Below are 26256 nucleotides of genomic sequence, written 5' to 3'. Positions count from 1 at the left end.
CCTGTTGTCCGCAGCCTTGCTGCTCGTGCTGACGCCGTCCGCGGCGAGTGCGCACCATCCGTCGACCGATCCGGAGCCACGGCTCCTGGCCAGCGGCTTGTCCGTCGGCTGGGGCAGCACGGTCGGCCCGGACGGCGCTCTGTACGTCGCCGAGAACGGGTCCGGCGAGGTCTCCCGGGTCGATCCGCGCACGGGCGCGGTGACCGTGTTCGCCAGCGGACTACCGGTGGCCCCCAACGGAGGCCCGACGGACATCGCGTTCGTCCACGGCACCGCCTACGTGCTCGTGACCTTCGTGACCCCCGAGGTCGGCGGCACCGGCGTGAACGGCATCTACCGCGTCGACGGCCCGAGCGCGTTCACCCTGATCGCCGACCTCGGTGCGTTCGCCGAGGCGAACCCGCCGGCCACCGACTTCTTCGTCAAGACCGGCGTGCAGTACGCGTTCGTGCCCTACCGCGGCGGCTTCCTGGTCACGGACGGCCACCACAACCGGGTCTACCAGGTGGGTCTCGACGGCTCGACCTCGGTGCGGATCGCGTTCGACAACATCGTGCCGACGGGCATCGACGTCGACGGGTCGCGGGTCTACATGGCCGAGGCCGGACCTCTGCCGCACCTCGCGGCGAACGGGAAGATCGTCACGTTCGGCAAGCACTCGACCACCGCGACCGAGGTCGCGTCGGGCGGCCCGCTGATGGTCGACGTCCACGTCGGCCGGGGACACGGGCTCTACGCGCTCGCGCAGGGTGACTGGCCGCTCGGCGGTCAGGCGGGCTCACCCTCGGCGCCGAACACCGGCCAGCTGCTCAAGGTGGGCCGGCACGGCACCCTCGAGGTCCTGGCCGACGGGCTGAACCAGCCGGTCTCGTTCCAGGTCATCCGCGGCACGGCCTACGTCGTGACGCTCGGCGGAGAGGTGTGGACGGTCGACCTCGGTCGGCACGGCCACTGAGCACCAGACGGAGGGCCGGGCGTCCGCGCCCGGCCCTCCCGCGCGTCCGGAGCCGGGCAGGCGCGGCGTTCCCGACGCCGGTGGCCGTAGCCTGACGCAGCAGACGACCGCAAGGAGCCTGGATGACGCCGCCCGACCTCGTCGTACGCGCCCGCCGCGCCTGGGTGGGCGGTGCCCTGCGGGAGGCGGACCTGCTGGTGACCGACGGCCGCATCGCGGCGATCGGCGTGCCGACCCCGCCCGACGTGCCCGTGGTCGAGCTCGCCGACGACGAGGTGCTGCTGCCCGGGCTGGTGGACAGCCACGTGCACGTCAACGAGCCGGGGCGCACGCACTGGGAGGGCTTCGCGTCGGCGACGCGGGCGGCCGCCGCGGGCGGCGTGACCACGCTGGTCGACATGCCGCTCAACTCGATCCCGCCCACCACGACGGTCGCGGCGCTCGACGCCAAGCGCGCGGCCACGGCCGGCAAGCTCAGCGTCGACGTCGCGTTCTGGGGCGGCGCCGTCCCAGGCAACCTCGGCGCTCTCGGGCCCCTGCACGCCGCCGGGGTTCGCGGGTTCAAGGCGTTCCTCACGCCGTCGGGCGTCGACGAGTTCGGGCACCTCGACGCGGACCAGCTCGAGCTCGCCCTGGCCGAGGTCGCGGCGCTGCGCAGCGTGCTGATCGTGCACGCGGAGGACCCCGCCGACCTGCACGCCGACGGCGCCCTCGGCGGGCGGTACGCGGACTTCCTGGCCAGCCGCCCGGCCGTGAGCGAGCGGCACGCGATCGGGCGCGTGATCGACGCGATGCGGCGCACGGGGGCCCGCGCGCACGTGCTGCACCTGTCCGACGCCGGCTCGCTGGACCTGGTCCGGTCGGCGAAGGCCGAGGGGCTGCCGCTCACCGTGGAGACGTGCCCGCACTACCTGGCGCTGCGGGCGGAGGACGTGCCCGAGGCGGCGACGCAGTTCAAGTGCTGCCCGCCCATCCGCGACGCCGCCAACCAGGACCTGCTCTGGGACGCGGTGCTGGACGGGACCGTCGACGCGATCGTGTCCGACCACTCGCCGTCCACCGCCGACCTCAAGAGTGGCGACTTCGGCTTGTCGTGGGGCGGGATCGCGGGGCTCCAGCTCGGGCTGTCCGTCGTGTGGACCGAGGCCCGGCGGCGCGGCGTGCCGCTGGAGCGGCTGCTGCCGCTGTTCACCACGGGCCCCGCGCGCGTCGCCGGGCTCGCGGGCCTCGGGGAGCTCGCCGTCGGGGCCCCCGCCCACCTCGTGGCGTTCGCCCCCGACGACGAGCGCGTGGTGGACGTGCACCGCCTCGAGCACCGGAACCCGGTCTCGCCCTACGACGGCGCGACCGTCGCCGGCGCGGTCCGGACCGTCTGGCTGCACGGCTCGCCGGTGGTGCAGGGCGGAGCCGTCACCGCTCCCGGCACCGGCCGCGTGCTCCTGCCGGAGGTCGCCCGTGCGTGAGCCGTCAGGCCTCGCGGTGCCGGTGGCCCACCGCGGCCGCGACCAGCGCGAGCACCCCGGCCACCAGCATGCCGATGCCGACGCCCTGCTCCCCGCCCACCTGGAGCAGCAGCGCACCGACGCCGGCCCCGACCAGGATCAGCGCCACGGCGAACGAGCGCCGCGCCCACCCGTCGCCGCTCCCGCCGGCGAGGCGGCTGTCCGCCGCGAGACCGGTGAGCGTCGAGGTCACCACGACCGTGGTCACGTCCTTGACCGCCAGCCGCCGCGCGGTCGCGGCCTGCAGGCCCATGGCGACGGCCAGCAGGGTGGTCACCACGAGGGCCCAGGACGTGCCCTGCTCGGGCGGGGCCACGAGCGCGCCGACGCCGAGCGCCGCGGCCAGCACGCCGGTGGCCGCGAAGGTGCCGCTGGTGCGGTGCGACCAGCCGGCGGGGGCGGTCCGCAGCACCCGTCCGCCGATCGCGGCGCCGCCCAGGAAGCCCACGAGCGCGAGGGCCGGTCCGAGGATCGGGAGGTCGTCGGCGCCCGCGAGCGCCATGCCGAGGATGACCACGTTGCCGGTCATGTTCGCGGTGAACACGCGGTCCAGACCCAGGTAGCCGACGGCGTCGACGATGCCCGTGGTGAACGTCAGTGCCAGCATCAGCACCAGGTGTCGGCGCGCGTCGTCCCAGGTCTTCACGGCGTCATGGTGGGGGTGCGGGAGCGATGAGTGCAATCTTGCAGGCCGGCTCGGGCACGATCCGGGCGGCGGCCTACCTGCCGTCGACACCGGCCACGGTGCTGTGGGGCCGGCTGCCGTGCGCGACCGACGAGCCCGTGCTGCGCATCGCGTCGGGCACCGAGGTCACCATCGACACGGTCAGCCACGAGGGCCTCCTCGACGACCAGGGCAGCGACCCGCTGGCGTGGTTCACCGGCCACGGGGTCGCCCCCGGCGACGTGCTGACCGACGCGATCGAGATCGTCGGCACCCTGACCCGCTCCCCCGACGACGGTCCGCACGTGGTCACCGGGCCGATCCACGTCGAGGGCGCCGTGCCGGGCGACCTGCTGGCCATCACCGTGCTCGAGACCACCCCGCGCGTGCCGTACGGCGTCATCTCCAACCGGCACGGCCGCGGTGCCCTCGCGGGCGAGCTGCCGCGCGGGCCGGGGAACGTCAGCGTGTTCGCGTCGGTCCGGGAGCGCGACGGCGACCTGGTCGGCTGCCTGCCCGCGGTCGAGGGCGGCGAGCGGCTGATCGAGTTCCCGCTGGCCCCCTTCCTCGGGATCATGGGCGTCGCGGTGGCCGGCGACGAGCGCCCGCACTCGGTGCCGCCCGGCCCGCACGGCGGCAACATCGACATCAACCTGCTGCAGGTGGGCACCACGCTCTACCTGCCCGTCCAGGTGGCCGGCGCGCTGGCGTACGTGGGCGACCCCCACTTCGCGCAGGGCGACGGCGAGGTGGCGCTCACCGCCCTGGAGGCCTCGCTGCGGGTCACGCTGCGGTTCGACGTGGTGCCCGCCGCCGAGGCCGCCGCGCAGTTCGGCGTGCTGACCGGCCCGCTGGTCGAGACGCCGGAGTACCTGGTGCCGACCGGCCTCGACCGGGACCTGGACGAGGCCGTCCGCCGGTGCGTCCGGGCCGCGCTGGCCCTGCTGCAGGCGCGGTGGGGCCTCGACGAGCACCTCGCGTACGCGTACCTGTCCGCCGCCACCGACATCGACGTCTCGCAGGTGGTCGACCAGGTGTGCGGCGCGCACGCACGGATCCGCGTCGCCGACCTGGAGAAGGTGGCGCGGTGATCCCCGAGGAGCTCCAGGCCGCGTTCGACGCCTACGAGCGCGCGCTCGCCGACGACGACGTGGCCGCGCTCGACGACGCGTTCGCGCCCGGACCCTCGACACTGCGCGGCGACGGTGACGGCCTGCTCGTCGGGCACGACGCCATCAGCGCGTTCCGGAGCACCCGCGGCGGCATCGCCCCCCGGGTGCTCGACCGCGTGGAGTCCCGCCGGCTCGCGGACGACTGCTGGCTGCTGGTCGCCACCTCCCGCTACGACGGCGGCGGCACCGGGCTGCAGACGCAGGTCTGGCAGCTGGCGGACGGCCGCTGGCGCATCACGGCCGCGCACGTCACGGGTCGCACGCCGAGCTTCGACCGGTCGGTGTGGCGGACGGTGGGCGACCCGCTCTACCAGGGTGCGTTCGAGGGTCCGCTGCTGGGCCTGCGCGTCGCGGTCAAGGACGTATTCGCCGTCCGCGGCTACCGCATCGGCGGCGGCAACCCGACGTGGCTGCGGGACGCCGCCCCCGAGCGCCAGCACGCGCCCGCGGTGCTCGACCTGCTCAAGGGCGGGGCGTCGGTGCGTGGCCTGGCCCGTACCGACGAGCTCGCGTACTCCATCGCCGGCGCGAACCCCCACTACGGCACCCCCGCGAACGGCGCCGTGCCCGGCGCGCTGCCGGGCGGCTCGTCGAGCGGGCCCGCGACGGCCGTCGCCACCGGGCAGGCGGACGTGGGCCTGGCCACCGACACCGCCGGCTCGGTCCGGGTGCCGGCCAGCTACCAGGGCCTGTGGGGGCTGCGGACCACGCACGGCCTGGTGCCGCGCCAGGGGATGCTGCCCCTGGCGCCCTCGTTCGACACCGTCGGCTGGCTGACGCGCGACGGCGCGACACTCGAGCACGTCGCCGCCTGGTGCCTCGAAGACGACGCCCCGCTGCTGCCGGCGCGCCGGGTGGTGCCGGCCGAGGTCCTCCAGCTGGTCGAGCCCGCGACGCGGGAGGCGTTCGAGGCCTGGGCCGGCGGCACCGTCGAGGAGATCTCGGTGGGCCCGCTGGACGAGTGGTTCGAGGCGTTCCGCGTGGTCCAGGCGGCCGAGGCCTGGCGCGCGCACGGCACCTGGATCGCGGCGCACCCCGACGCGCTGGGCGCCGGCGTCCGGGAGCGGTTCGCGATCGCCGCCGAGGTCACCGCCGACCAGGAGGCCGCCGCGCGCGCCGACGTCGACCGGCTGGCGGCCGTGATCCGGGCGGTCGCCGACGAGGCCGTGCTCGTGCTGCCGACCACGCCCGGCCCGGCCCCCGCCCGCACCGCGAGCGCCGACGAGCTCGACCGGGTGCGCGCGGCGACGCTGCGGATGACCGCCCTGGCGGGCATCGGCGGCCTGCCCGCCCTGTCCGTGCCCGCGCTGCACTTCCCGTCGGAGCTCGGGCCGGCGCCGGTCGGCGTCTGCCTCGTCGGCCCCCGCGGCACCGACCTCTCGCTCGTCCGCCACGCTCGCGCCCTCGGAGGAACCCCGTGACCGCCCCCGTGAACCCGCCGCCCCGACTGCTCATGGGCCCCGGGCCGGTGAACGCCGACCCGCGCGTGCTGCGGGCCCTGTCCACGCCGCTGATCGGCCAGTACGACCCGGTGATGACCGGCTACATGACCGAGACCATGGCGCTGTACCGCGAGGTCTTCGCCACCACCAACGAGGCGACGCTGCTGGTGGACGGCACGTCCCGCGCGGGGATCGAGGCGGCGATCGTGTCGCTGGTCCGGCCCGGGCAGCGCGTGCTGGTGCCCGTGTTCGGCCGGTTCGGGCACCTGCTGGCCGAGATCGCGCTGCGGGCCCAGGCCGAGGTGCACACCATCGAGGTGCCGTGGGGGCAGGTGTTCACCGCGTCGGCCGTCGAGGAGGCGATCGTCCGGGTCAAGCCGCACCTGCTCGCGATGGTCCAGGGCGACACGTCCACGACGATGAACCAGCCGCTCGAGGATCTCGGCGCCATCTGCGCGCGCCACGGGGTGCTGCTCTACACGGACGCCACGGCCTCCCTGGGCGGCAACCCGTTCGAGATGGACGCGTGGGGCATCGACGCGGCGACCGCGGGGCTGCAGAAGTGCCTCTCGGGCCCCTCGGGCAGCGCGCCGGTCAGCCTGTCGGACCGGGCCGTCGAGGTGATCCGCGGGCGCCGGCGCATCGAGGCCGGGCTGCGCGAGGAGTCCGACGAGGACGCGGGCGAGCCCGTGCACTCCAACTACTTCGACCTGGGCATGGTGCTCGACTACTGGGGTCCGCGGCGCCTGAACCACCACACCGAGGCGACGAGCATGCTGTACGCCGCCCGCGAGTGCGCCCGGATCGTCCTCGAGGAGGGCCGGCAGGCGGTGATCGACCGGCACGCCCGGGCCGGCGCCGCGATGCTCGCGGGGGTGCGCGGGCTGGGCCTGCAGGTGTTCGGGGACGTCGCGCACAAGATGAACAACGTGGTCGCGGTCGAGATCCCCGACGGCGTGGACGGCGACGCGGCCCGCGGCGCGATGCTGCAGGACTTCGGCATCGAGATCGGCACGTCGTTCGGCCCGCTGCACGGCCGGGTCTGGCGGATCGGCACCATGGGCGCCAACGCGCGCCTGGACACGGTCCTGGTCACGCTCGCCGCGCTGGAGCAGGTGCTGCGCCGCGCGGGTGCCCGCGTGCCCCACGGCGGCGGCGTCGACGCGGCGTACTCGGCCTACTGATGCTCGACGTGCACACCGCCGCCCGGCGGATCATGGCCCGCTGCGACGAGCTCGCGGCGTACACGTCGATGACCGGCGGGATCGAGCGCGTCTACCTGTCCCCCGAGCACGCACGCGTGAACCGGGTGGCGGCGCGGTGGATGCGGGAGGTCGGGCTGGAGACGCGACAGGACGAGGCCGGCAACCTCGTCGGCCACCTGCCCGGCAAGGACCCCGACGCGCCGTCCCTGCTGCTGGGCTCACACCTCGACTCGGTCCGCGACGCCGGCCGCTACGACGGCATCCTCGGCGTGCTCATGGCGATCGAAGTCGTCCGGGCCCTGCGGCCGCGCGCCGCCGAGCTCCGGTTCGGGCTCGACGTCGTCGCGTTCTGGGACGAGGAGGGCGCGCGGTTCGGCACCGCCCTGCTGGGGTCGTCCGCGATGGCGGGGCGCTGGAACGAGGCGTGGTGGGACCTGACCGACGAGCACGGCACCACCCTGCGGACCGCGTTCGGCGAGTTCGGCCTGGACCCCGGGCGCATCGGCGCCGCAGCGCGCTCGCGGGAGTCGCTGGCGGGCTACCTCGAGGCGCACATCGAACAGGGTCCCGAGCTCGACGACGGCGGAGCCCCGCTCGGCGTCGTGACCTCGATCGCGAGCGCGCGGCGGTTCGCCGTGCAGATCGACGGCGAGGCCCGGCACGCGGGCGGCGCGCGGTACGAGAAGCGGCACGACGCCCTGCTCGGCGCCAGCGAGGTCGCGCTCGCCGTCGAGCGGCTCTGCCGCGCGGAGCACCACATCATCGGCACGGTCGGCCGCCTGGAGACGTTCCCGGGGGCGGTCAACGTGGTGCCCGGCGAGGCCCGCCTGACGGTCGACCTGCGCGGCGAGCACGACGACGACCGCGACCGCGTGTGGGGCAGCATCACGCGCGAGCTGGACGAGATCGCCAGCCGACGCGGCCTGACCTGGTCGGCCCGGGAGCTGCACGAGGCCCCCGCGGTCCTGTGCGACTCGCTGCTGCAGGACGTCGTCCGTGCTGGGATCGAGGACACCGGCCGGCGGCACGTCCCCGCGCTGTTCAGCCGCGCGGGCCACGACGCCATGGCGATCGGCGCGGTCACGGGCGTCGGCATGCTCTTCCTGCGCAACCCCGACGGCATCAGCCACCACCCGGACGAGTCCGTGAGCCTGGCCGACGTCGAGACCGGGCTGCAGGCGTTGACGGCCACGGTCGAGCACCTGGCCCGCGAGACCGCCTGATCGTCGATGGCAGGATCGGTCGCGTGGAACCCCTCGTCTTCGACCCCGTCCCCGACATCCGGCTGATCGCGGTCGACATGGACGGGTCCCTGCTCGACGACGAGAAGCGGATCCACGACGACTTCTGGCCGCTGCTCGACGAGCTCGACCGCCGCGGCATCCGCCTCTGCCCCGCGAGCGGCCGGCAGTACGCCACGTTGCGCCGCCAGTTCGGCCGCGACGAGCTCGTGTACATCGCCGAGAACGGCTCCTACGTGGTCCAGCACGACGAGGAGATCAGCTCGGACGGCCTGTCCCTGGCGGCCGCCCGGGCCGCGGTCGAGGTGGTGCGCGCGGCGACCCACCTGGACCTGGGCACGGTCGTGTGCGGCAAGCGCTCCGCGTACGTCGAGCGCTCCGACGCCGCCTTCCTCGACCAGGCCACGCCCTACTACGCCCGGCTCGCGGTGGTCGACGACCTCACCGCGGTCCAGGACGACGTGCTCAAGGTCGCGGTCTACGACTTCGGCTCGGCCGCGACCGGTGCCGGCCCGCTGCTGCAGCCGTTCGACGCCCTGGTCTCGGGCGAGCACTGGGTCGACGTCATGAGCCCGACCGCGGACAAGGGCCACGCCCTGCGGGCGGTCCAGGACGCGCTCGGCATCACGGCCGAGCAGACCATGGCGTTCGGCGACTACTTCAACGACATCGGCATGCTCGACGCCGCCTTCTACTCGTTCGCCATGGACAACGCGCACCCCGACGTCCGCGCGCACGCCCGCTTCGTCGCGCCGGCCAACACGGAGAACGGGGTGGTCCGGACCATCAGCTCGGTGCTGGGGCTCGCGTGACGGTCGCCGGCCTCGTGCTCACCCCCGGCTTCGGTGGGTCGCGGGACAGCCCCTCGCTGGTCGCCGTCGAGACGGCCGTCGCGCCGCTGCCGGTGCTGCGGATCGAGCTGCCGAAGACCGCCGCGCCCGCGATCGCGCACGTGACCGCCGAGGCCGAGGCGTTCGCCGCGTCCCTGGGGGTCGGCACGGACCGGCTCGTGCTCGGCGGCCGGTCGTTCGGGGGGCGCATGTGCTCGATGGCCGTCGCCGCCGGGCTGCCCGCGGCCGGTCTCGTGCTGCTGTCGTACCCGCTGCACCCGCCGGGCCGCCCCGAGACGCTCCGCACCGCGCACCTGCCGGACCTCCACGTCCCCGTGCTGGCCGTCTCGGGCACCACGGACCCGTTCGGCTCGCCGGACGAGCTGACCGAGCACCTGGCCGCGGTCCCCGGCCCGGTCACGACCGTCTTCCTCCCCGGCCCGCACCTGCCGACGAGCCCGACAGCGGTGGCCGAGGCGGTCCGTGACTGGCTCGCGACCCTCGACGGCGGCTGACCGCCGCCATTCCACCCTCGTGTGAAGACCTCGTTGCGCTCAGCGCAACGAAGTCGTCACGCGGGTCCGCTCCCGCGCCCTACGCTCCGTGCGTGAGCACCCGCCGACGCGCCGCCTGGATCGCCCTCGCGGTCGCGTCCGCCCTGGTCATCGGGCCGATCCTGTGGGTGCAGGGGCTCGGCCAGACCAAGGTCCGGTCCGCCGCCGACGTGCCGGCGACGCCGGTCGCCCTGGTGCTCGGCGCGGGCCTCCGGCCCGGCGGGAGCCCGTCGGTGTACCTCACCCGCCGACTCGACGCGGCCCGGGTCCTGTACGAGCGGGGCGCCGTCGAGGTGATCCTGGTCAGCGGGGACAACGCGCACGCCAACCACGACGAGCCCACGGCGATGCGCGACTGGCTGGTCGAGCACGGCGTGCCCGCGTCCGCGGTGGTCCGCGACCACGCCGGCTTCGACACCCACGACTCCTGCGTCCGCGCGCACGACGTGTTCGGCGTGGACGCGGCGGTCGTCGTCACGCAGGACTACCACCTGCGCCGCGCGCTGTTCTCGTGCACCGAGGCGGGGATCGCCGTGACGGGCGTCGGGGTCTCGTCGGCCTCGGTGCGGCCGGTGCAGGCGCTCACGTGGCGGGTCCGGGAGCTGCCGGCGTCGTGGAAGGCGGCGCTCGACGTCGCGACCGGGCGCACGGCCGTGTACGACGGACCGCCCGAGACGGCCGTGCAGGACGCGCTGACGCGCTAGAGGTCGTTCGACCGGTCGTCGGGGCGCACGCTGTTGGCGTTCCGCGCGGCCGCGGGGACCACGCCGCGCTGCTCGAGGACCCGCACGACGAACGACGCGGCGACCATCGACGCCCCGGTGTACGCGGCGAGCCTGAGCACGGTGTCGATCCAGCCCAGCACCCCGTACCCGATCAGGAGCCTCGCGGCGAGGTTCACGAGCAGCGGGCTCACCACGAGCTCCGCGACGAGCGCGACGGCCACGCCGGTCCACAGCAGGCGGCGGGAGGTCCAGAGCGGCGGCATGGGGTGACCTTTCGGGTGCGACGGTGCAGGTCACACGGTAGCGAGGTGAGGTCTCGCGCATGCGGGAACGCCCGGTTCTCGCAACGCGCGACCGCGCGCGGGACGATCGTCGGCATGGACTCCCTCGACGCCCTGCGGGCCGCGTTCACCCCGGTGCCCGGCTACCTCGACGCCGCCACCTGCGGGCTGCCGTCGCGGGCGACCGTCGAGGCGATGCGGGAGGCCCTCGACACCTGGCAGGCCGGCAGGGCGGACCTGGCGGTCTACGACGAGGCCGTCACCCGGTCCCGCGCGGCGTACGCGCGGCTCGTCGGCGCCGACGCCTCGCAGGTCGCCGTCGGGTCGCAGGCGTCCGCGCTCGTCGGGCTCGTCGCCGCGGGCGTCCCCGACGGAGCCGAGGTGCTCGCCGTCGACGGCGACTTCGCCTCCGTGACGTTCCCGTTCACCGCGCACGCGGATCGCGGCGTGACGGTCCGGCACGTGCCGCTCGAGCGGCTCGCCGACGAGGTCCGGCCGACCACCCACACCGTCGCGTTCTCGCTGGTGCAGTCCCGCGACGGCCGGCTCGCCGACGTCGACGCGGTCCTCGCCGCGGCCGAGGCGGCGGGCGCGCGGACCGTCTGCGACGTCACGCAGGCCGCGGGCTGGCTCCCGGTCGACGCCACGCGGTTCGACGCCACCGTGTGCGCGTCGTACAAGTGGCTCGCCGCCCCGCGCGGGACGGCGTTCCTGACGGTCCGGCCCGAGCTCGCGCACGACCTGCGACCCCTGCACGCCGGCTGGTACGCGGGCGAGCAGATCTGGTCGTCGGTCTACGGCCCGGGAATGACGCTGGCGCGGGACGCGCGCCGGTTCGACGTCTCCCCCGCCTGGCTGTGCTGGGTGGGGGCGGTCCCGGCGCTCGAGACGTTCGCCGCCGCCGACCCCGAGCAGGTCCGCCGCCACGCGGTGGGCCTCGCCGACAGCTTCCGGGCCGACCTCGGCCTCGAGCCGGGCGGCAGCGCGATCGTGTCCCTGCCCGACGACGAGGCCGGCTCGCGCCGCGCGCTCCTGGCGGCCGGCGGCACGCGCGCGGCGGGCCGCGGCGGGGGCGTCCGGCTCGCGTTCCACGTCTGGAACGACGCCGCGGACGTCACCCGCGCCGTGGCTGCCCTGAGCAACTCCTGAGGGGAACCTGAGGGTCGATTCGGGGGTCTCCCTGATATCCCTGGGCCGGCCGACGCCGCAATCCTAGGATCGCTCTCACAGCACCGAGACCGGCGCCCCGCCGCGGTATCTCCGCGCAGGCGGTCCGCCCCTTTCCAGTCGTCGTCGACATCCCCTGCGAAGGAACACCCATGTCTCAGGTCGCCGGATGGATCACCCATCGCTACCTCAAGTTTGCTGTCATCGTCTTCTGGCTCGTCGTCGTCGCCCTGCTCGGCCCCCTCGCGGGCAAGCTCACGGGCGCGCAGGACAACGACGCCAAGTCCTGGCTCCCGTCCAACGCCGAGTCGACCGAGGTGCTCGACGTCGCCGGCAGCTTCGTGTCCGCCAACACCATCCCCGCGGTCATCGTCTACACCCGCCCGTCCGGCCTCACGCCCGACGACCTCGCCGCGATCCAGGCGGACGCGCAGGAGTTCGGCACGCTCGACACCCTCGACGGTGACGTGGTCGGCCCGATCCCGTCCCAGGACGGGCAGGCCGCGCAGATCATCGTGCCGCTCGACCTCGGCAAGGACGGCTGGAACCTGGCCGCCGACGCCGTCGCCGACCTGCGGGCCACCGCGCAGGACGGTCCGGACGGGCTCGCCGTCTACGTGACCGGCCCCGCCGGCTCGGCCGCCGACTCGTCGAAGGCGTTCGAGGGCATCGACGGCACGCTGCTGTACGCCGCCGTCGCGGTCGTCATCGTCATCCTGCTCATCACGTACCGCAGCCCCATCCTCTGGCTCCTGCCGGTGATCTCCGCCGGCGTCGCGCTCACGGTGTCGCAGGGAGTCATCTACCTCCTCGCGGACAACTTCGACCTCACCGTCAACGCCCAGAGCGCCGGCATCCTCACGGTCCTGGTGTTCGGCGCCGGGACCGACTACGCGCTGCTGCTCGTCGCGAGATACCGGGAAGAGCTGCGCAAGCACGGCGACCGGCACGAGGCCATGTCCCTGGCGCTGCACCGCGCCAGCCCGGCGATCATCGCGAGCGGCGCCACGGTCGCCGTCAGCATGCTCTGCCTGCTGTTCGCCACCATGAACTCCACCGCGGGCCTGGGCCCGGTCGCGGCCGTCGGCATCGTCGTCGCCATGCTGGTCATGCTCACGCTGCTGCCCGCGCTGCTGGTCACCTGCGGCCGCTGGATCTTCTGGCCGCGCAGCCCGAAGCTCGGGGACGACGAGCCCTCCGTGCACGGGTTCTGGGCCCGGGTGGGTACGCGCATCGAGCGGCACCCGCGCCGCACCTGGATCGGCACGTCCGCGATCCTCGCGGTGGCATGCCTGGGCATCGTCGCGCTCAACGCGACGGGCCTGACCACCGAGGAGTCGTTCCGCGGGGTCCAGCCGTCGATCCAGGGCGAGAAGGTCCTGTCCGCGCACTTCCCGGGCGGCGCCGGCTCCCCCGTCGTCGTCATCGCGAACGCCGACCAGGCCAGCCAGGTGGCGACGGTGCTCGCCGGCGTCGAGGGCATCGACCCGACCAGCGTCAGCGAGCCCGTCGTCAAGGGCGACCTCGCCTACCTCGAGGGCACGCTGACCTCCGCGCCCGACAGCGACGAGGCCTTCGCCACGGTCGACCGGGTGCGGGACGCCGTGCACGCCGTGCCGAGCGCCGACGCGCTGGTGGGCGGCACGACCGCCGTCAACCTGGACGTGCAGCGGGCGTCGTCGGCCGACAACAAGCTGATCATCCCGATCATCCTGCTGGTCGTCTTCCTCATCCTGATGATCCTGCTGAGGGCGGTGGTCGCGCCGCTGGTCCTCATCGGCACGGTCGTGCTCTCGTTCGGCGCGGCCATCGGCATCAGCGCGCTCATCTTCAAGTACGTCTTCGACTACGCCGGGGCGGACACGTCCTTCCCGCTGTTCGTCTTCGTCTTCCTGGTCGCGCTGGGGATCGACTACAACATCTTCCTCATGACCCGGGTGCGCGAGGAGGCGATCCGCATCGGGCACCACCGCGGCTCGCTGGTCGGCCTGGCGGCCACCGGCGGCGTGATCACCTCGGCCGGGCTGGTCCTGGCGGGGACGTTCGCGGTGCTCGGCACCCTGCCGCTGGTGGCGTTCGCGGAGATCGGGTTCGCGGTCGCGTTCGGCGTGCTGCTGGACACGCTCGTGGTCCGGTCCGTGCTGGTCACGGCCCTGAACCTCGACATCGGCAGGACCATGTGGTGGCCCAGCGCGCTGAGCCGGCAGAAGGACCCGGAGCCCGCCGAGCAGCCGGTCGCGGTGCCCGTCTCCTGAGGTACCGACCGCCCGCTGACCGAGATGCCCGGATCATCCGCGATCCGGGCATCTCGCGCTAGCGTGGGCCGCACGAGCCCTGACGCTCGCCGCGGCCCGAGGAGCACCCGTGACAGAGACCCTCAGCAGCAGCACCACCACCGCAGCACCCACCCGCTGGTGGGCGCTCGACCCGGAGGCCGTGGGTGCCGAGCTCGGCACCGACCTCACCACGGGCCTGAGCACCGCCGAGGTGGGGGCCAGGCAGGCCCGGTACGGGTCGAACACCCTGACCGCGCAGGCCCCGCCGTCGGTGTGGGCCGTGGTGTTCCAACAGGTGCGCGACCCCATGAACATCATGCTCATCGCCGTCGCCGCGGTGAGCGTCGCCATCCAGCAGGGCTCGACGGCCCTGATCGTCGGGTTCCTCGTGGTCCTCAACGTCGTCATCGGCGCGCGTCAGGAGATGCTCGCCCGCAAGAGCGTCGACGCCCTCGCCACCATGCAGGAGCCCCAGTCCCGCGTGCGGCGCGACGCCACGCTCGTCCAGGTGCCCGCGCGGGAGCTGGTCCCGGGCGACGTCGTCGAGCTCGAGGCCGGCGACATCGTCCCCGCCGACGGGCGGCTCGTGCGGACCGCCACCATGGAGACGCAGGAGGCGGCACTCACCGGCGAGAGCGCGCCGATCGGCAAGGACGTCACGACGCTCGCCGACGACGACGTCCCGCTGGGCGACCGCGCGAACATGGCGTTCCAGAACACGTCGGTCACGCGCGGCACCGGCACCATGGTGGTCACCGCGACCGGCATGACCACGCAGATCGGCACCATCGCGACGCTGCTGTCGTCGGTGGAGAAGACGAAGTCGCCGCTGCAGCGCGAGCTGGACAAGCTGACCAAGGTGCTCGGCGTCATCGCGTGGAGCGCGGTGGCCGTGATCGTCGCCATCGGCATCGCGCGCGGCCAGTCGCCCAGCGACCTGCTCTTCCTCGCCACCGCCGTCGCGATCTCCGCGATCCCCACCGGCCTGCCCACGTTCGTGCAGGCGATGCTCGCGTACGGCGCCCGGCAGCTGGCCGACGCGAAGGCCGTGGTGGCCAACCTCAACGACGTCGAGACGCTCGGCGCGACCAGCTCGATCAACTCGGACAAGACCGGGACCCTGACGCTCAACGAGATGACCGTGACCGCCCTGTACACGGTCGGCCAGCACTTCACCGTCGAGGGCAGCGGCTACGGCAAGACCGGCCGGATCCTGCAGGCGGCCGGCAAGGAGGCCCCGGACCTCACCCCGCTGGCCTACGGCCTGTGCCTCGCCAGCGACGCGACGGTCTCCGACGACGGCGACGTCATCGGCGACCCGACCGAGGCCGCGCTCGTGGTGCTCGCCGCGAAGCTCGGGATCGACGCGGAGGAGAGCCGACGGACCTACCCGCGCGTCGCCGAGGTGCCGTTCGACTCGGCGTACAAGTTCATGGCGACGGCCCACTGGCTGCCGTGGCGCGGCGACCACACGCTGGTGGAGGTGGTCAAGGGCGGCCCGGACGTGGTCCTCGAGCGCTGCACGACGGCGCTGGCGGGCCCCGGGCAGGTCGTCCCGCTGGCGGACATGCGGGCCGACATCGAGGCCGAGATGAGCCGGCTCGCCGAGCAAGGTCTGCGCACGCTCGCGTTCGCCACCCGGTTCCTCACGCCGGCCGACGAGGCGGGCATCACGGCGGACCCGATGTCCTACGTCCAGGAGCTCGTGTTCGTCGGCCTGGTCGGCATCGTCGACCCCCTGCGACCCACGGCCAAGGTCGCCGTCGAGATCGCGCTCAAGGCGGGCATCGAGGTCCGCATGATCACCGGCGACCACGCGGTCACCGCGAGCGCGATCGGTGCCCAGCTCGGCCTCGGCCCGGGCGCGATCAGCGGGCCCGAGCTCGCCCGCCTGACGGACGACGAGCTCCTCGAGCGGCTGCCGAACCTGCACGTGTTCGGCCGCGTGACCCCCGAGGACAAGCTCCGGCTCGTGCAGCTCATGCAGAAGGAGGGCCTCGTCGTCGCCATGACCGGTGACGCCGTGAACGACGCCGCCGCGATCAAGCAGGCGGACATCGGCGTCGCGATGGGCTCGGGCAGCGAGGTCACCAAGCAGGCCGCGCGCCTCGTGCTCACCGACGACAACTTCAGCACGCTGGTGCACGCGGTCGAGCTGGGCCGCAGCATCTACCAGAAGATCACCGCGTACATCCGGTTCCAGATGAGCCAGCTGATCGGCCTGGTGATCCTGTTCCTGGCGGCCAGCCTCTTCGACATCGCCGACGGCGTCGCGATGACGCCGATGATGGTGCTGTTCCTCAACTTCTTCGTCTGCGTGTTCCCGGTGATCGCGATCATGCTCGACCCGGTGGGCCCCGGGATCATGGACCGCGCGCCGCGCGACCCCACCCAGGGCATCAGCAACGCGCACGCCGTGCGCCGCTGGCTCCTGTACGGCTTCGTGCTGTTCGCCGCCTCCGCGATCCCGCTGGTCGCCGGCCCGGACACGCCGAGCCCCGACCACGCGACGGCATCGATGACCATGGCGTTCGTCATCATGGGCCTCGGCTCGGTGCTGTCGGGACTGGTCCTGCGCCGGGAGCCCGACTCCGGCCTGGCCGCGCCGCTGCTGACGGCCATCAAGGTGCTGTCGATCCCGGTGATCCTGGTCGTCCTGGCCACCGAGCTGAACTTCCTGCAGGGCTGGCTCACCACGCAGTCGCTCTCCGGCCCCCAGTGGCTGGCCTGCCTGGGTCTCGCGCTGCTGCTGCCGATCGTCGCGGAGGTCGACAAGGTGATCATGCGCCGGCGCTCCGCGGCGCCCCCGGTCCTGGATCCCCAGGTGGCAGTGAGTCCCACGCGAGCCCGCGCCTGACGGGCGGGGACCGACGTGACCGACGACGACGCCACGGAGACCTCGGGCAACCCCCGCCTCGCGATCCTGCTCGCGATGGCCATGTTCGTCCTGGTGGTGGACACGTCGCTGATGAACGTCTCCATCTCGGCGGTGGTGGAGGACCTGGGCACGACGGTCAGCGGCGTGCAGTCGGCGATCGCACTGGAGGCGCTCGTCTCGGCGGCGTTCATCCTCATCGGCAGCAAGGTGGGCGACCTCTTCGGGCGCAAGAGGGCGTACATCGTCGGGCTGCTCGCGTACGCGGTCGGCGCCCTGGCGATGACCCTGGCCCAGAGCCTCACGGCGATCATCGTGTTCTGGGCCGTCATCGGCGGTCTCGGCGCGTCCCTGCTGCTGCCCGCCATGCAGTCGCTCATCCACGGCAACTTCACCGGCGCGGCCCAGCGCAAGGCGTACGCGCTGGTCGGCGCGGCGGCGGCCATCGCCGCGGGGGTCGGCCCGCTCATCGGCGGCTTCATCACCACCTACCTGTCGTGGCGCCTGGCGTTCCTGCTCGAGGTCGTCGTCATCGCTGTCGTGCTCTCCGGGATCGGTCTCGTGCACGACGTGCGGTACACCGGCTCGCGCGAGATCGACGGGGTCGGCGCGGTGCTGTCGGTGCTGGGGATGGGCGGCCTCGTGCTCGGCATCCTGGTGTGGCAGGAGGGTGGGGAGTCGGTCGCCGCCATCCTGGCGGTCGGCGTGGTGGCCCTCGGGTCGCTGGTCTACTGGCTCGCCCGGCGCAAGCGCCAGGCCCGGCCGACCCTCATCGACCCGGACCTGTTCTCCTCGCCGGTCTTCCGGTTCGGGATCACCGAGCAGACGCTCCAGCAGATCGCCCTCGGCGGCACCATGATCGCCCTGCCGATCTACCTGCAGGTGGTGCTCGAGTACAGCGCGATGGGCGCCGGGCTGTCGATCGCCCCGCTCTCGCTGAGCATGTTCGCCGTCGCGATCGTCGCGGGGAAGAAGGCCGGGACCCGCAACCCGAGCGGCATCATCCGCTGGGGGTTCTCGCTGCTCGTGGTCGGGATCGCCCTCGTGGTCGCCGTGGTGCCGCGGGCGGACTCCGGCTGGTGGCTGGTGGTCCCGCTGGTCGTCGCGGGGTCCGGCCTGGGCCTGCTGGTCTCGCAGCTGAACAACTACACGCTGGCGCCGATCTCGGAGGAGCGCGTCAGCGAGGCCGCCGGCGTGAACTCGGCGGCCGGCTCGTTCGGGCTCTCGTTCGGGCTGGCGTTCGCGGGGGCGATCCTGCTCGCGGCGCTCTCGACCATCTTCGGGTCGATGGCGTCGCAGAGCACGGTCCTGGATCCGGCCGAGCAGACGCAGGTCGCGGAGGTGCTCGAGCACGACGCGCAGGTGGTCAGCAACACGGCCCTCGACGAGCTGCTCGCCGGCCAGCCGCAGGACACCCAGGACGAGATCATCCGGATCAACACCGAGGCCCGCCCGCTCGCCCTGCAGATCGCCCTGCTGATCCCCCTGGTCGCCGCGCTCAGCGGCCTCGTCGTCTCGTTCCGGATGGCCCGGCTGCCGTACGTCCCCCCGACGGCTCCGGTCGAGGCGGCCGTCTGGGGCTGACGGGCGTCAGCCCAGCTCGGTCCGGAAGGCGTCCAGCGCGGCCGACGAGAAGAGCACGAACCGCACGAGCTCGACCCCGCCTTCGGGGTCCGTGCTGCTCTGCCAGGCGTGCACGGTCCCGACCGCGATCCGCGCCACGTCGTCGAGCGCCCAGCCGTAGACGCCCGCGCTGACCGCGGGGAACGCGACGCTCGACGCCCCCAGCTCGACGGCCAGCTCGAGCGGCCGCGCGAAGCAGGAGGCCAGCAGCACCGGGTCGGTCTGGCCGCGGTGCCGGTTGGGCCCGACCGTGTGCAGCACCCAGCGCGCGGGGAGCCGGAACCCCGGCGTGGCCACCGCGTCACCGACCGGCAGCCCGTCGGGCAGCGTGGTCCGACGCAGCTCGCGGCAGGCGTCCAGCAGCTCCGGCCCGGCCGCGGCGTGGATGGCCCCGTCGACGCCCCCGCCGCCCAGCAGCGAGGAGTTGGCGGCGTTGACGATCGCGTCCACGCCCTGCGTCGTGATGTCTCCCTGGACCGACTCGATGCGCACCACGCCATCATCACCCCGGCCGGCGACGCAGCAAGGCCCCTCGGACGCTTACTCCGAGGGGCCTTCGCTGTGATCGAGGCTACCGAAGGGTGAGGTCCGGACGGGTGAACGACACACGACCCATCCACAAATTTCGTCCACAGCCCTGTGTTAACCGGATGTTTCCGCAGGTCGGCCTGTGGACAAGGGTGTGGGGGAACCGGTGGACAAAGAAAGCTCACAGAAGCCCTTGTGGCACCTTCCCGGGGAGGACTAGAAATCTCACATCGAGATCGACAGATCGAGAACCGCAGGTGAAGGATCCCGCCAGGGACGCACGAAACTGCAGGTCAGGTGGCCTCTTCGGAGATCGCGTGGACCGGGTGGACGGCTGACCAGGAGGGCCGGAACCTCGACGCACGGGGCCCCTCGGGGAATCGTGCCGGCGGCGCAGAACACCCTTCGGGGAGGTGGCGCCGGGGGCGACAGGCTGTGGATGTCGGGCCGACCGGAGAACGGGCGACCACATCGTCGTGGCAACACGACGACCCGCGGATGACGACGCGGGGGTCGTTACGGACCGGGAGGTTGCTCGCAGTCGTCCCGCCCACGGCGGACCGCACGCGCTGGACTCCCTCCGGGGTCGACGGCGCAGGTGGCCCACCGGGTGCCGGGACGTAGTCGCACCGTCAGAGCGGCGTCGGTCGCCGGTTCGCCGGGGACGGAAGACCTGAGAGCACGGTAAGGCCCCTCGGACGCTTACTCCGAGGGGCCTTCTCCGTGCCCGGCCCCACCGACCCCGAGGGGGTGAAGCGAGAGGCCCGTTCGGGTGGACCGCCGCGGATCGCGATCCGCATCGGCGCCGGTTCTGGTTCGGTGTCGACCGCCGGGCCGCGTGCGGGAGCCGTGTGGGCCGGCCGTCCAGTGACGACCACCAGCGCCGCAGCGTCGCGGCGGAGAGGGGATGCCGTGGCGACCACCTCGGCGGGACCGCAGCCCCCGGTCCGGCGCCCGACCACCGGCCGCTGGGCGGTACGCGCGATCGGGGTGCTGGTGCTCTGGGTCGCCTGGACGTTCCTGGTGGGCGGCCTGCTGCTGCTGACCGGGAACCTCGGGACGAGCGCGGGCCGCGTGGTCGCCGTGGCCGCGACGCTGCTCGCGCTCGTCCCGACGTGGTTCCTGGTCCGGGCGGCACGTCGGCGGTGGTGGCTGATGGCCGGCGCCGCCCTGGTGCTGGTGGCGCTCGGGCTGGGGCTCGGCCGGCTCGGCGGGCCGAGCCTGGCCCGCATGACGGGCGTCGGCGCCTCCCTGCCCGTGGCGACGGGCGCGCAGCTGCTGACCACGTCGAGCGTCGAGCACGCCCTCTGCCTCCACGAGTGCTCGCGGGTCACCCACCTGTACGCGGTCGCCGACGCGGGCGAGGCGCAGGCGGAGGTCGGCGACGGGCTCGTCGCGGCCGGGTGGCGAGCCCAGGACGGTGGCGGGTTCTGCCGCGACGGGTTCGGCGTGACGTTCGCCAACGAGCCCGACCCGTCGATCGTCGACCCGCCGGCGGCGCCGCCGGGCATGGAGCTGCTCAGCGTCGAGACGTCCCGCTGCGACTGAGGAGCGTCAGGGCTCCGGCACCGACTCCAGCACGAGCGTGACGGGCCCGTCGTTGACCAGCTCGACGGCCATGTCCGCACCGAACACGCCCGTGGCCACCTCGAGCCCCCGCGCGCGCAGGTCCGCGACGACGGCAGAGACCAGCGGCTCCGCGACCGGACCGGGTGCGGCGGCGTTCCACGTGGGCCGACGCCCCTTGCGGGTGTCGCCGTAGAGCGTGAACTGGCTGACCACGAGCACGGGCGCGCCGGCGTCGACCGCGCACTGCTCGTCGCGCAGGATGCGCAGCTCGGCGATCTTGCGCGCGATGAGCTCGACCTGCGCCGGACCGTCGCCGGGCGTCACCCCGACCAGCGCGAGCAGCCCGGGCCGGTCGATTGCGCCGACGACCACGCCGTCCACCGTGACCGACGCGCGCGTGACCCGCTGGACGACCGCCCTCATGCGCCGAAAGTGGCGACGACCTCGCCCACGGGCGACCCGTGCCCGAGCACCGGGGTCAGCCCGACGGGCTCGACGAGCGCGGGGTCCACGCCGGCCACGGCGAGCGCGGCGGCCAGGACCGCCGGGCGCGGGCGCGACGACCCGTCGACCACCTTCACCGCGACGGCACCGCCGTCGGCCAGACCCGCCGCGTAGACGCCGTCGGCCCCGTCCTTGGCCACCAGCCCGGGGACCGCCTCCATGAACCGGGTGGCGTCGCGCCCCGTGCCGGCGACGTGCCACGGGTGCGCCGCCATCGCGTCGCCGACGCGCCGCTCGAGCCCGTCACCGGCCGCCAGACGCCCGAACGCGCGAGCCAGCCCGCGCAGGCTCGTGGAGAACAGGGGCGCGCCGCAGCCGTCGACCGTGGCCAGCTCGACCGGGACGCCGGTCAGCTCGGCGACGACCGCACGCGTCGCGCGCTGCAGGGGGTGGTCGGCGTCCAGGTAGCCGTCGGTGGGCCAGCCCGCGGCGACGCAGGTGGCCAGCATCCCGGCGTGCTTGCCCGAGCAGTTCTGGGTGAGCGGCTCGGTCCCGTGGCCGTCCGCCCGCCACTGCCAGGCCGCGTCCGCGTCGAGGGGCCAGTCGGGGGTGTTGCGCAGGTCGTCGACACCCAGGCCCGCGCCCGCGAGCAGGCCCCGCACGACCTCGAGGTGCCCCGGCTCGGCGTTGTGGCTGGCGCACACGAGGGCCAGCGCCGCGCCGTCCACGTCGAGCCCGGCCCGCAGCATGGCGACCGCCTGGAGCGGCTTGAGGGACGACCGGGCCCAGATCGTCGCGTCGGCGTCGCCGAGCACCAGCCGCTCGGACCCGTCGGGCGCGAGCACCACGACGTGGCCGGAGTGCACCGACTCGACCAGCCCCCCGCGCAGCACCCGCGCCAGCGGGACCGCGGCGGTGCCGATGTCGGTCACGGTCACCAGCCTCCGGACGAGGGTCCACGGGGGCCGCGACGGCGCGTGTACGGCGCGACGGCCGGCCGCACGTCGACCAGGTAGACGATCGCGCCGACGGCGGCCAGCAGGGCCAGGAACGACGGCAGGTGCGGCACGCCCGGCACGGGGATCACGCTGAACGAGACGGCCGTGGCGACGCCGACGATGGCGCCCCAGAACCCCTTGGTCCGCTTCCCGGCCTGCGGGAACGCCGACGCCGGCCGCCGGAGCAGGTCGATGAGCGCCCACAGGCTGAGCCCGAAGATGGCGACGTAGAAGACGAGGAAGATGACGAGCTGCAGGCCGGCGATCACGGGGCGAGCCTACGAGACATCACGGCACCACCAGCAGGCCCTCGGCCCGCGCGGCCGCGGCCAGGTGCTCGTCCCACGCGGCGACCACGAGGTCGGGCGACCGCAGCTCGAGCGCGGACGCCAGGTGCAGCGCGTCGGCGGCGCGCAGCGGGTGCCGGCCGACCAGTGCCGCTGCCGCCGTCGTCACCACGTCGCGCAGCTCGAGCACGTGCAGGCCGGGCCACAGCCGGTCCCAGGCCGCGAGCGCCCGAGCGGCCGCCTGGTCGTCCAGCCGCCCGGCGCGCCGCCCCGCGGCGAGCACCGCGCGCACCTCGGCGTCGGCGAGCCGCGACGTCACCACCAGGTCGGCGCCGTCCCAGAGCGCCGCGGCGAGCGCGGACCCGGGCTCGGCCACGCACAGCTTCACCAGCGCGCTGGTGTCGAGGTAGACGACCGCCATCTCAGCGGCGCAGCCGGCGGACCAGGTCGGAGACCCCGCCCTTGGCGGCGGGGCTCGTGCGGTCGCCGCTGCGCGCAGCCGGTCGCGGCGCGGCCGCCGGCGTCAGCAGGCCGTCGCGCTCGAGCCGGGCCAGCAGGTCCGCCGCCTCGATGCCGCTCAGGCGAGCCACGGGGATCCCGCGCTCGGTGATGACGACGTCCTCCCCCGCGCGCGCGGCCTCGATCCACTGCCTGAGCTCCGCGCGCAGCGCGCTGACCGAGACGTCCACGCAGCGACCGTACCGAACCGGCAGGCCCGCGAGGAGCAGGTCCGACGGATCCGCGCTCAGATCTCGGGCAGCGACTCGCGCGCGTCGACCCCCGCGCCCGTGAGTGCACCTATGGATGTGCGAAAGGCGGGCGGAACGCCGCGTCCGATGCATCCATCCGTGCAGCGACGGCGGGCCGGTGTGGGGTGCTCAGATCTCGGGCAGCGACTCGCGCGCGTCGCTCGGGGAGACGCCGGACGCCTCGAGCAGGTCGACAACGAGCGACCGGTGCAGCAGCACGAGGCTCTGCACCTGCCAGTCGCGGGCGGCCAGCTCGAACGGGTCGAGCGCGTGCGACACGGCGAGCAGCTGCGACCGCGCCCGCTCCGGGTCGCGCCCGGAGCCGAGGGCCGCGGCCAGCTCCTCGGTGGCCCGCGCGGTCGCGTCGACCTGGTCGGCGACCGTCGTCATGTCGTGCGTCTGCGCGTCGACCGCGGAGCGGCAGCGGCGGGCCAGCACGCGGGCGTTGCGCATCGCCCGGTCGACCAGCACCGCCGTCCCGCCCAGCCCCGCCAGCTCGTCCCGGTACTTGCGCAGGGCCGGGGACACGCGCGCGAGCTCGCTCGCGTTCGTCGCGGTATCGCTCCACTCGTCGAGGGCCGGCTGCGAGGCGCGGCCGCGGACCAGGGCGTCCTGCACGTCGGCCGTCGAGCCCGACCGCAGCCCCCGGCCGAGCACGCGCAGCATGGCGGCGAGCTCCTCGACGGCGGCGTGCGCGAGCGTGCGCAGGTGGCGCCGCGGGTCGCGCGGGGTCAGCAGCGCGACAGCGAGGGCCACGGCGCCGCCGATCGCGGCGTCGATCCACCGCCCGACCGGGCCGCCGCTGGCCGAGATCGCGGGCAGCCCGACGATCACCAGCGCCTGCACGCCCGCCTGCGTGGTGAGCATCTGCCCGCGGTCGATGAACCGCGCGATGATCGCCGCGAGGAAGAGCACCACGGCCACCTGCCAGGCACCGTTGCCGATGAGGTGCACCAGCAGGTCCCCCAGCGCCACCCCGATCGCCACGCCGACGGCCAGCTCGGCCACCCGCCGCACGGACCGGTCGGTGGTGAACCCGAGCGCGATCCACGCGCAGACGGGCGCGAAGAACGGGAACGGGTGACCCACCGCGTACCGGGCGATCGCGAACGCGATCGCCGCGGCCACGGACGCCTGCAGGATGGGGAACCAGGCGGCCCGGACCCGGGTCCAGCCCTGCCGGACCCGCGCGTCGACGACCACGCGCGCACGCGAGTCGGCGGCGGTCACAGGCTCGGGTGCTGCCCCAGGCCGCGGGTCAGGGGGCCGCGGGCTGCCGGGCGGTCCACGGACACCCCGTCGCCGGGCACGATCGTCTCCTGCCCGGCCGCGACCGCACCGCCCTCGCAGTCGACCACGAGCTCCACGTCCGCGGGCGTCGACCGCTTGACCACGGCGAGCGCGACCGGACCCAGCTCGTGGTGCCGCGCGATCGTGGTGACCTGCCCGACCACGCGGCCCGGCTCCTGCGAGCTGTCGGTCTTCACCACGTCGTGCACCGCGGCGCCGGGCTCGGGCAGCAGGTGCCCCGACCCGTCGAGGTGCAGCAGGACGAGCCGCCGCGGCGGCCGGCCCAGGTTGTGCACGCGCGCGACCGTCTCCTGCCCGCGGTAGCAGCCCTTGTTCATGTGCACGGCGGTGCGCAGCCAGTCGAGCTCGTGCGGGATGGTCCGGTGGTCGACCTCGTGCGACGCCCGCGGGCGCCAGGCCTCGACGCGCGCGGCCTCGCTGGCCCAGGTGCCGACGAGCGGCCAGCCCGAGGCCTCCCGCGCGCGCACCTCCTCGACCAGCCGGTCGCGGGGCACGAGCACCAGCCGCCAGGCGCGGTCGGCGCCGGGGTGCTCGGCGTCGGCCGGTCCGTAGCGCGTGCCGCCGGCCGCCGTGGTGGGCCACGGGTCGCGCCAGGTCACGGGCTCGTCGGCCGCGCCCTCGGCGTCGACCGGCTCACCGATGGCCGCCCAGTCGTCGGTCACGTCGGCGATCTCGACCCGCAGCATGAACTTCATGCGGTTGAGCCAGGCGGCCAGGCCGATCGGCGTCTCGGTGAGCAGCCAGGTGGTCTCGCCGTCGTCGACCACGCCCGCGGCGTGCTCGACGTGCCCCTGGGGGCTGAGCACCAGCAGCTCGGTCGACGTGCGCGGCGCCAGGGTGGTGAGCTCCTGCGACGTGATCGAGTTCAGCCAGCTCAGCCGGTCGGGACCCGCAACGGTGACGACGCCGAGGTACGACTGGTCGACCACGGCACCGCCCCGTGACAGCGCGCGCTGCTCGGCGGTCGGGTCGCCGTAGTGCCAGGCGACCCCGTCGTCGGGACCCGACGCCCGCACCGCGCCGTGCCGGGCGAGCAGGGGGCTGCTGTGCCGCGGCGGCTCGCCGTGGGCGGCCGGGGTCTCGACGGGTGCGTCGGTGGTCATCAGGCCTCGTCGTCGGTGAGGGCCTCGGCCCGCGCGAGGCGGCCCGAGGCGTAGGACTGCATGGGGTGCCCGAACGCGGCGATGTCGTGGGCCCACATGAGCTCGCCGTTCACCAGGCCGTACAGGCGCTTGCCGGCGCTCACGTCGGCGCCGGAGGCCGTGCGCACGATCGCGTCGCTGACCAGGTCGATGCGCCCCTTGCCGACGGCCCCGATGTAGACGGCCACGTGCCCGGACGGGTCCGCGACCAGCAGCTCGACCGGGTGCTGGTCCTCGGTGAGGCCCCAGTCGGTGGGCCGCTCGGGCGGGACGCGCCAGTAGCCGGCCTCGGTCTGCCAGACGGGAGCGGGCGGCTCGTCGACCAGCGCACCCGTGTCCGCCGGCGCCGTGACCAGCCGGATGGTGGACGTGTACGACAGGTACGGGCCGCCGTCGCTGGCGATCACGATCTCCTGGGTGAAGGTCGACTCGTCGATGCCGGGGTAGTCGACCACCCCCTCGCCGCGCCAGGTGCCCACCAGCCAGGCCAGCGGGTACACCTCAGGGGCGAGCCCCTCGGGGTCGGGCAGGACGAACGGCATACGGGGCCTCCCTCAGCTCACGGCACGACGTCAGCGCTGGCCCTTGTAGAGCCGGTAGACGACGAAGCCGGCGAACCAGCCGATCGTCAGCGTCGCCGCGACCAGCAGGCCGATGAAGACTCCCTCGAGCGCAGTCATGCTGCCGATCCTAACGAGCGCGGACCCCTAGCCTGT

Annotated in this window: 25 protein-coding genes; 14 read left to right on the top strand and 11 right to left on the bottom strand. The window is 74.2% G+C overall.

Going from position 1 to position 26256, the window contains the following annotated elements:
* Positions 1 to 97 precede the first annotated feature (97 nt).
* Both AB5970_RS04175 and allB read left to right on the top strand, forming a co-directional pair.
* Positions 98 to 955, top strand: coding sequence for a ScyD/ScyE family protein (locus tag AB5970_RS04175; RefSeq protein WP_370502646.1), 858 nt, complete (start codon positions 98 to 100; stop codon positions 953 to 955).
* A 122-nt stretch (positions 956 to 1077) separates the two neighbouring features.
* Positions 1078 to 2418: an allantoinase AllB gene (gene allB, locus AB5970_RS04170; RefSeq protein ID WP_370502645.1), complete on the top strand. Its 1341-nt coding sequence runs from the start codon at positions 1078 to 1080 to the stop codon at positions 2416 to 2418.
* A gap of 4 nt (positions 2419 to 2422) precedes the next feature.
* Here the strand turns inward: allB and AB5970_RS04165 are convergent, their stop codons facing one another.
* Positions 2423 to 3103: a YoaK family protein gene (locus AB5970_RS04165; RefSeq protein WP_370502644.1), complete on the bottom strand. Its 681-nt coding sequence runs from the start codon at positions 3101 to 3103 to the stop codon at positions 2423 to 2425.
* A gap of 26 nt (positions 3104 to 3129) precedes the next feature.
* Here AB5970_RS04165 and AB5970_RS04160 point away from each other — a divergent pair, with 26 nt between their 5' ends.
* The 7 genes from AB5970_RS04160 to AB5970_RS04130 all read left to right on the top strand — a co-directional run bounded on the left by AB5970_RS04160 (position 3130) and on the right by AB5970_RS04130 (position 10269).
* Positions 3130 to 4212, top strand: coding sequence for an acetamidase/formamidase family protein (locus tag AB5970_RS04160; RefSeq protein ID WP_370502643.1), 1083 nt, complete (start codon positions 3130 to 3132; stop codon positions 4210 to 4212).
* On the top strand, positions 4209 to 5714 hold the full coding sequence (locus AB5970_RS04155; RefSeq protein WP_370502642.1) for an AtzH-like domain-containing protein: 1506 nt from the start codon (positions 4209 to 4211) through the stop codon (positions 5712 to 5714). The genes AB5970_RS04160 and AB5970_RS04155 overlap by 4 nt, the downstream gene beginning before the upstream one ends.
* A 32-nt stretch (positions 5715 to 5746) precedes the next feature.
* On the top strand, positions 5747 to 6919 hold the full coding sequence (locus AB5970_RS04150) for a pyridoxal-phosphate-dependent aminotransferase family protein (protein ID WP_370502841.1): 1173 nt from the start codon (positions 5747 to 5749) through the stop codon (positions 6917 to 6919).
* The gene (locus tag AB5970_RS04145; protein WP_370502641.1) at positions 6919 to 8163 is read left to right on the top strand and encodes an allantoate amidohydrolase; all 1245 of its coding nucleotides are present in this window, start codon (positions 6919 to 6921) and stop codon (positions 8161 to 8163) included. Before AB5970_RS04150 ends, AB5970_RS04145 begins: the two co-directional genes overlap by 1 nt.
* A gap of 23 nt (positions 8164 to 8186) precedes the next feature.
* Positions 8187 to 8993 (top strand): Cof-type HAD-IIB family hydrolase, encoded by an 807-nt coding sequence (locus tag AB5970_RS04140; protein WP_370502640.1) that lies wholly within the window; start codon positions 8187 to 8189, stop codon positions 8991 to 8993.
* On the top strand, positions 8990 to 9526 hold the full coding sequence (locus tag AB5970_RS04135) for an alpha/beta hydrolase family protein (RefSeq protein ID WP_370502639.1): 537 nt from the start codon (positions 8990 to 8992) through the stop codon (positions 9524 to 9526). The genes AB5970_RS04140 and AB5970_RS04135 overlap by 4 nt, the downstream gene beginning before the upstream one ends.
* 92 nt (positions 9527 to 9618) lie before the next feature.
* Positions 9619 to 10269 (top strand): SanA/YdcF family protein, encoded by a 651-nt coding sequence (locus AB5970_RS04130; RefSeq protein WP_370502638.1) that lies wholly within the window; start codon positions 9619 to 9621, stop codon positions 10267 to 10269.
* Here the strand turns inward: AB5970_RS04130 and AB5970_RS04125 are convergent.
* Entirely contained in the window at positions 10266 to 10553 is a 288-nt protein-coding gene (locus AB5970_RS04125; protein WP_370502637.1) for a hypothetical protein, read from the bottom strand. The genes AB5970_RS04130 and AB5970_RS04125 overlap by 4 nt on opposite strands.
* A 114-nt stretch (positions 10554 to 10667) precedes the next feature.
* On the opposite strand from AB5970_RS04125, the gene AB5970_RS04120 reads away from it, so the two are divergent.
* From AB5970_RS04120 to AB5970_RS04105, 4 genes are all read left to right on the top strand, one after another.
* Positions 10668 to 11720 carry an aminotransferase class V-fold PLP-dependent enzyme gene (locus AB5970_RS04120; protein ID WP_370502636.1) on the top strand — a complete coding sequence of 351 codons (1053 nt, stop codon included), beginning with the start codon at positions 10668 to 10670 and terminating at the stop codon, positions 11718 to 11720.
* A 170-nt stretch (positions 11721 to 11890) separates the two neighbouring features.
* Positions 11891 to 13993, top strand: coding sequence for an MMPL family transporter (locus AB5970_RS04115; protein WP_370502635.1), 2103 nt, complete (start codon positions 11891 to 11893; stop codon positions 13991 to 13993).
* A gap of 109 nt (positions 13994 to 14102) precedes the next feature.
* Positions 14103 to 16871: a cation-translocating P-type ATPase gene (locus AB5970_RS04110; RefSeq protein ID WP_370502634.1), complete on the top strand. Its 2769-nt coding sequence runs from the start codon at positions 14103 to 14105 to the stop codon at positions 16869 to 16871.
* 75 nt (positions 16872 to 16946) lie between these two features.
* Positions 16947 to 18473: an MFS transporter gene (locus AB5970_RS04105; protein WP_370502840.1), complete on the top strand. Its 1527-nt coding sequence runs from the start codon at positions 16947 to 16949 to the stop codon at positions 18471 to 18473.
* Positions 18474 to 18479: 6 nt separating this feature from the next.
* Here the strand turns inward: AB5970_RS04105 and AB5970_RS04100 are convergent, their stop codons facing one another.
* Positions 18480 to 19004 (bottom strand): O-acetyl-ADP-ribose deacetylase, encoded by a 525-nt coding sequence (locus AB5970_RS04100; RefSeq protein WP_370502633.1) that lies wholly within the window; start codon positions 19002 to 19004, stop codon positions 18480 to 18482.
* Between the two features lie 948 nt (positions 19005 to 19952).
* Here AB5970_RS04100 and AB5970_RS04095 point away from each other — a divergent pair.
* Entirely contained in the window at positions 19953 to 20588 is a 636-nt protein-coding gene (locus AB5970_RS04095) for a hypothetical protein (RefSeq protein WP_370502632.1), read from the top strand.
* Positions 20589 to 20594: 6 nt separating this feature from the next.
* On the opposite strand, the gene dtd is transcribed toward AB5970_RS04095, so the two are convergent.
* The 8 genes from dtd to AB5970_RS04055 all read right to left on the bottom strand — a co-directional run bounded on the left by dtd (position 20595) and on the right by AB5970_RS04055 (position 26082).
* Positions 20595 to 21032, bottom strand: a complete 438-nt coding sequence (dtd, locus tag AB5970_RS04090) for a D-aminoacyl-tRNA deacylase (protein WP_370502631.1) — start codon at positions 21030 to 21032, stop codon at positions 20595 to 20597.
* Positions 21029 to 21985: an asparaginase gene (locus AB5970_RS04085; protein ID WP_370502630.1), complete on the bottom strand. Its 957-nt coding sequence runs from the start codon at positions 21983 to 21985 to the stop codon at positions 21029 to 21031. Before AB5970_RS04085 ends, dtd begins: the two co-directional genes overlap by 4 nt.
* A 2-nt stretch (positions 21986 to 21987) precedes the next feature.
* Complete coding sequence (locus AB5970_RS04080) at positions 21988 to 22320, bottom strand: DUF2516 family protein (RefSeq protein ID WP_370502629.1); 333 nt, start codon at positions 22318 to 22320, stop codon at positions 21988 to 21990.
* A gap of 19 nt (positions 22321 to 22339) precedes the next feature.
* Complete coding sequence (locus AB5970_RS04075; RefSeq protein ID WP_370502628.1) at positions 22340 to 22759, bottom strand: type II toxin-antitoxin system VapC family toxin; 420 nt, start codon at positions 22757 to 22759, stop codon at positions 22340 to 22342.
* 1 nt (position 22760) lies between these two features.
* Positions 22761 to 23027, bottom strand: a complete 267-nt coding sequence (locus AB5970_RS04070) for a type II toxin-antitoxin system Phd/YefM family antitoxin (RefSeq protein ID WP_370502627.1) — start codon at positions 23025 to 23027, stop codon at positions 22761 to 22763.
* 189 nt (positions 23028 to 23216) lie between these two features.
* Positions 23217 to 24317 carry an FUSC family protein gene (locus AB5970_RS04065; protein WP_370502626.1) on the bottom strand — a complete coding sequence of 367 codons (1101 nt, stop codon included), beginning with the start codon at positions 24315 to 24317 and terminating at the stop codon, positions 23217 to 23219.
* The gene (locus tag AB5970_RS04060; protein ID WP_370502625.1) at positions 24314 to 25501 is read right to left on the bottom strand and encodes a YgfZ/GcvT domain-containing protein; all 1188 of its coding nucleotides are present in this window, start codon (positions 25499 to 25501) and stop codon (positions 24314 to 24316) included. Before AB5970_RS04060 ends, AB5970_RS04065 begins: the two co-directional genes overlap by 4 nt.
* Positions 25501 to 26082, bottom strand: a complete 582-nt coding sequence (locus tag AB5970_RS04055) for an FABP family protein (protein ID WP_370502624.1) — start codon at positions 26080 to 26082, stop codon at positions 25501 to 25503. Before AB5970_RS04055 ends, AB5970_RS04060 begins: the two co-directional genes overlap by 1 nt.
* Positions 26083 to 26256: the final 174 nt, after the last annotated feature.

Source organism: Cellulomonas sp. ICMP 17802, assembly GCF_041295535.1.
GTDB lineage: Bacteria > Actinomycetota > Actinomycetes > Actinomycetales > Cellulomonadaceae > Cellulomonas.
Note: the sequence above shows the minus strand (reverse complement) of the source record. Positions and strands in the feature narration are given on the sequence as shown.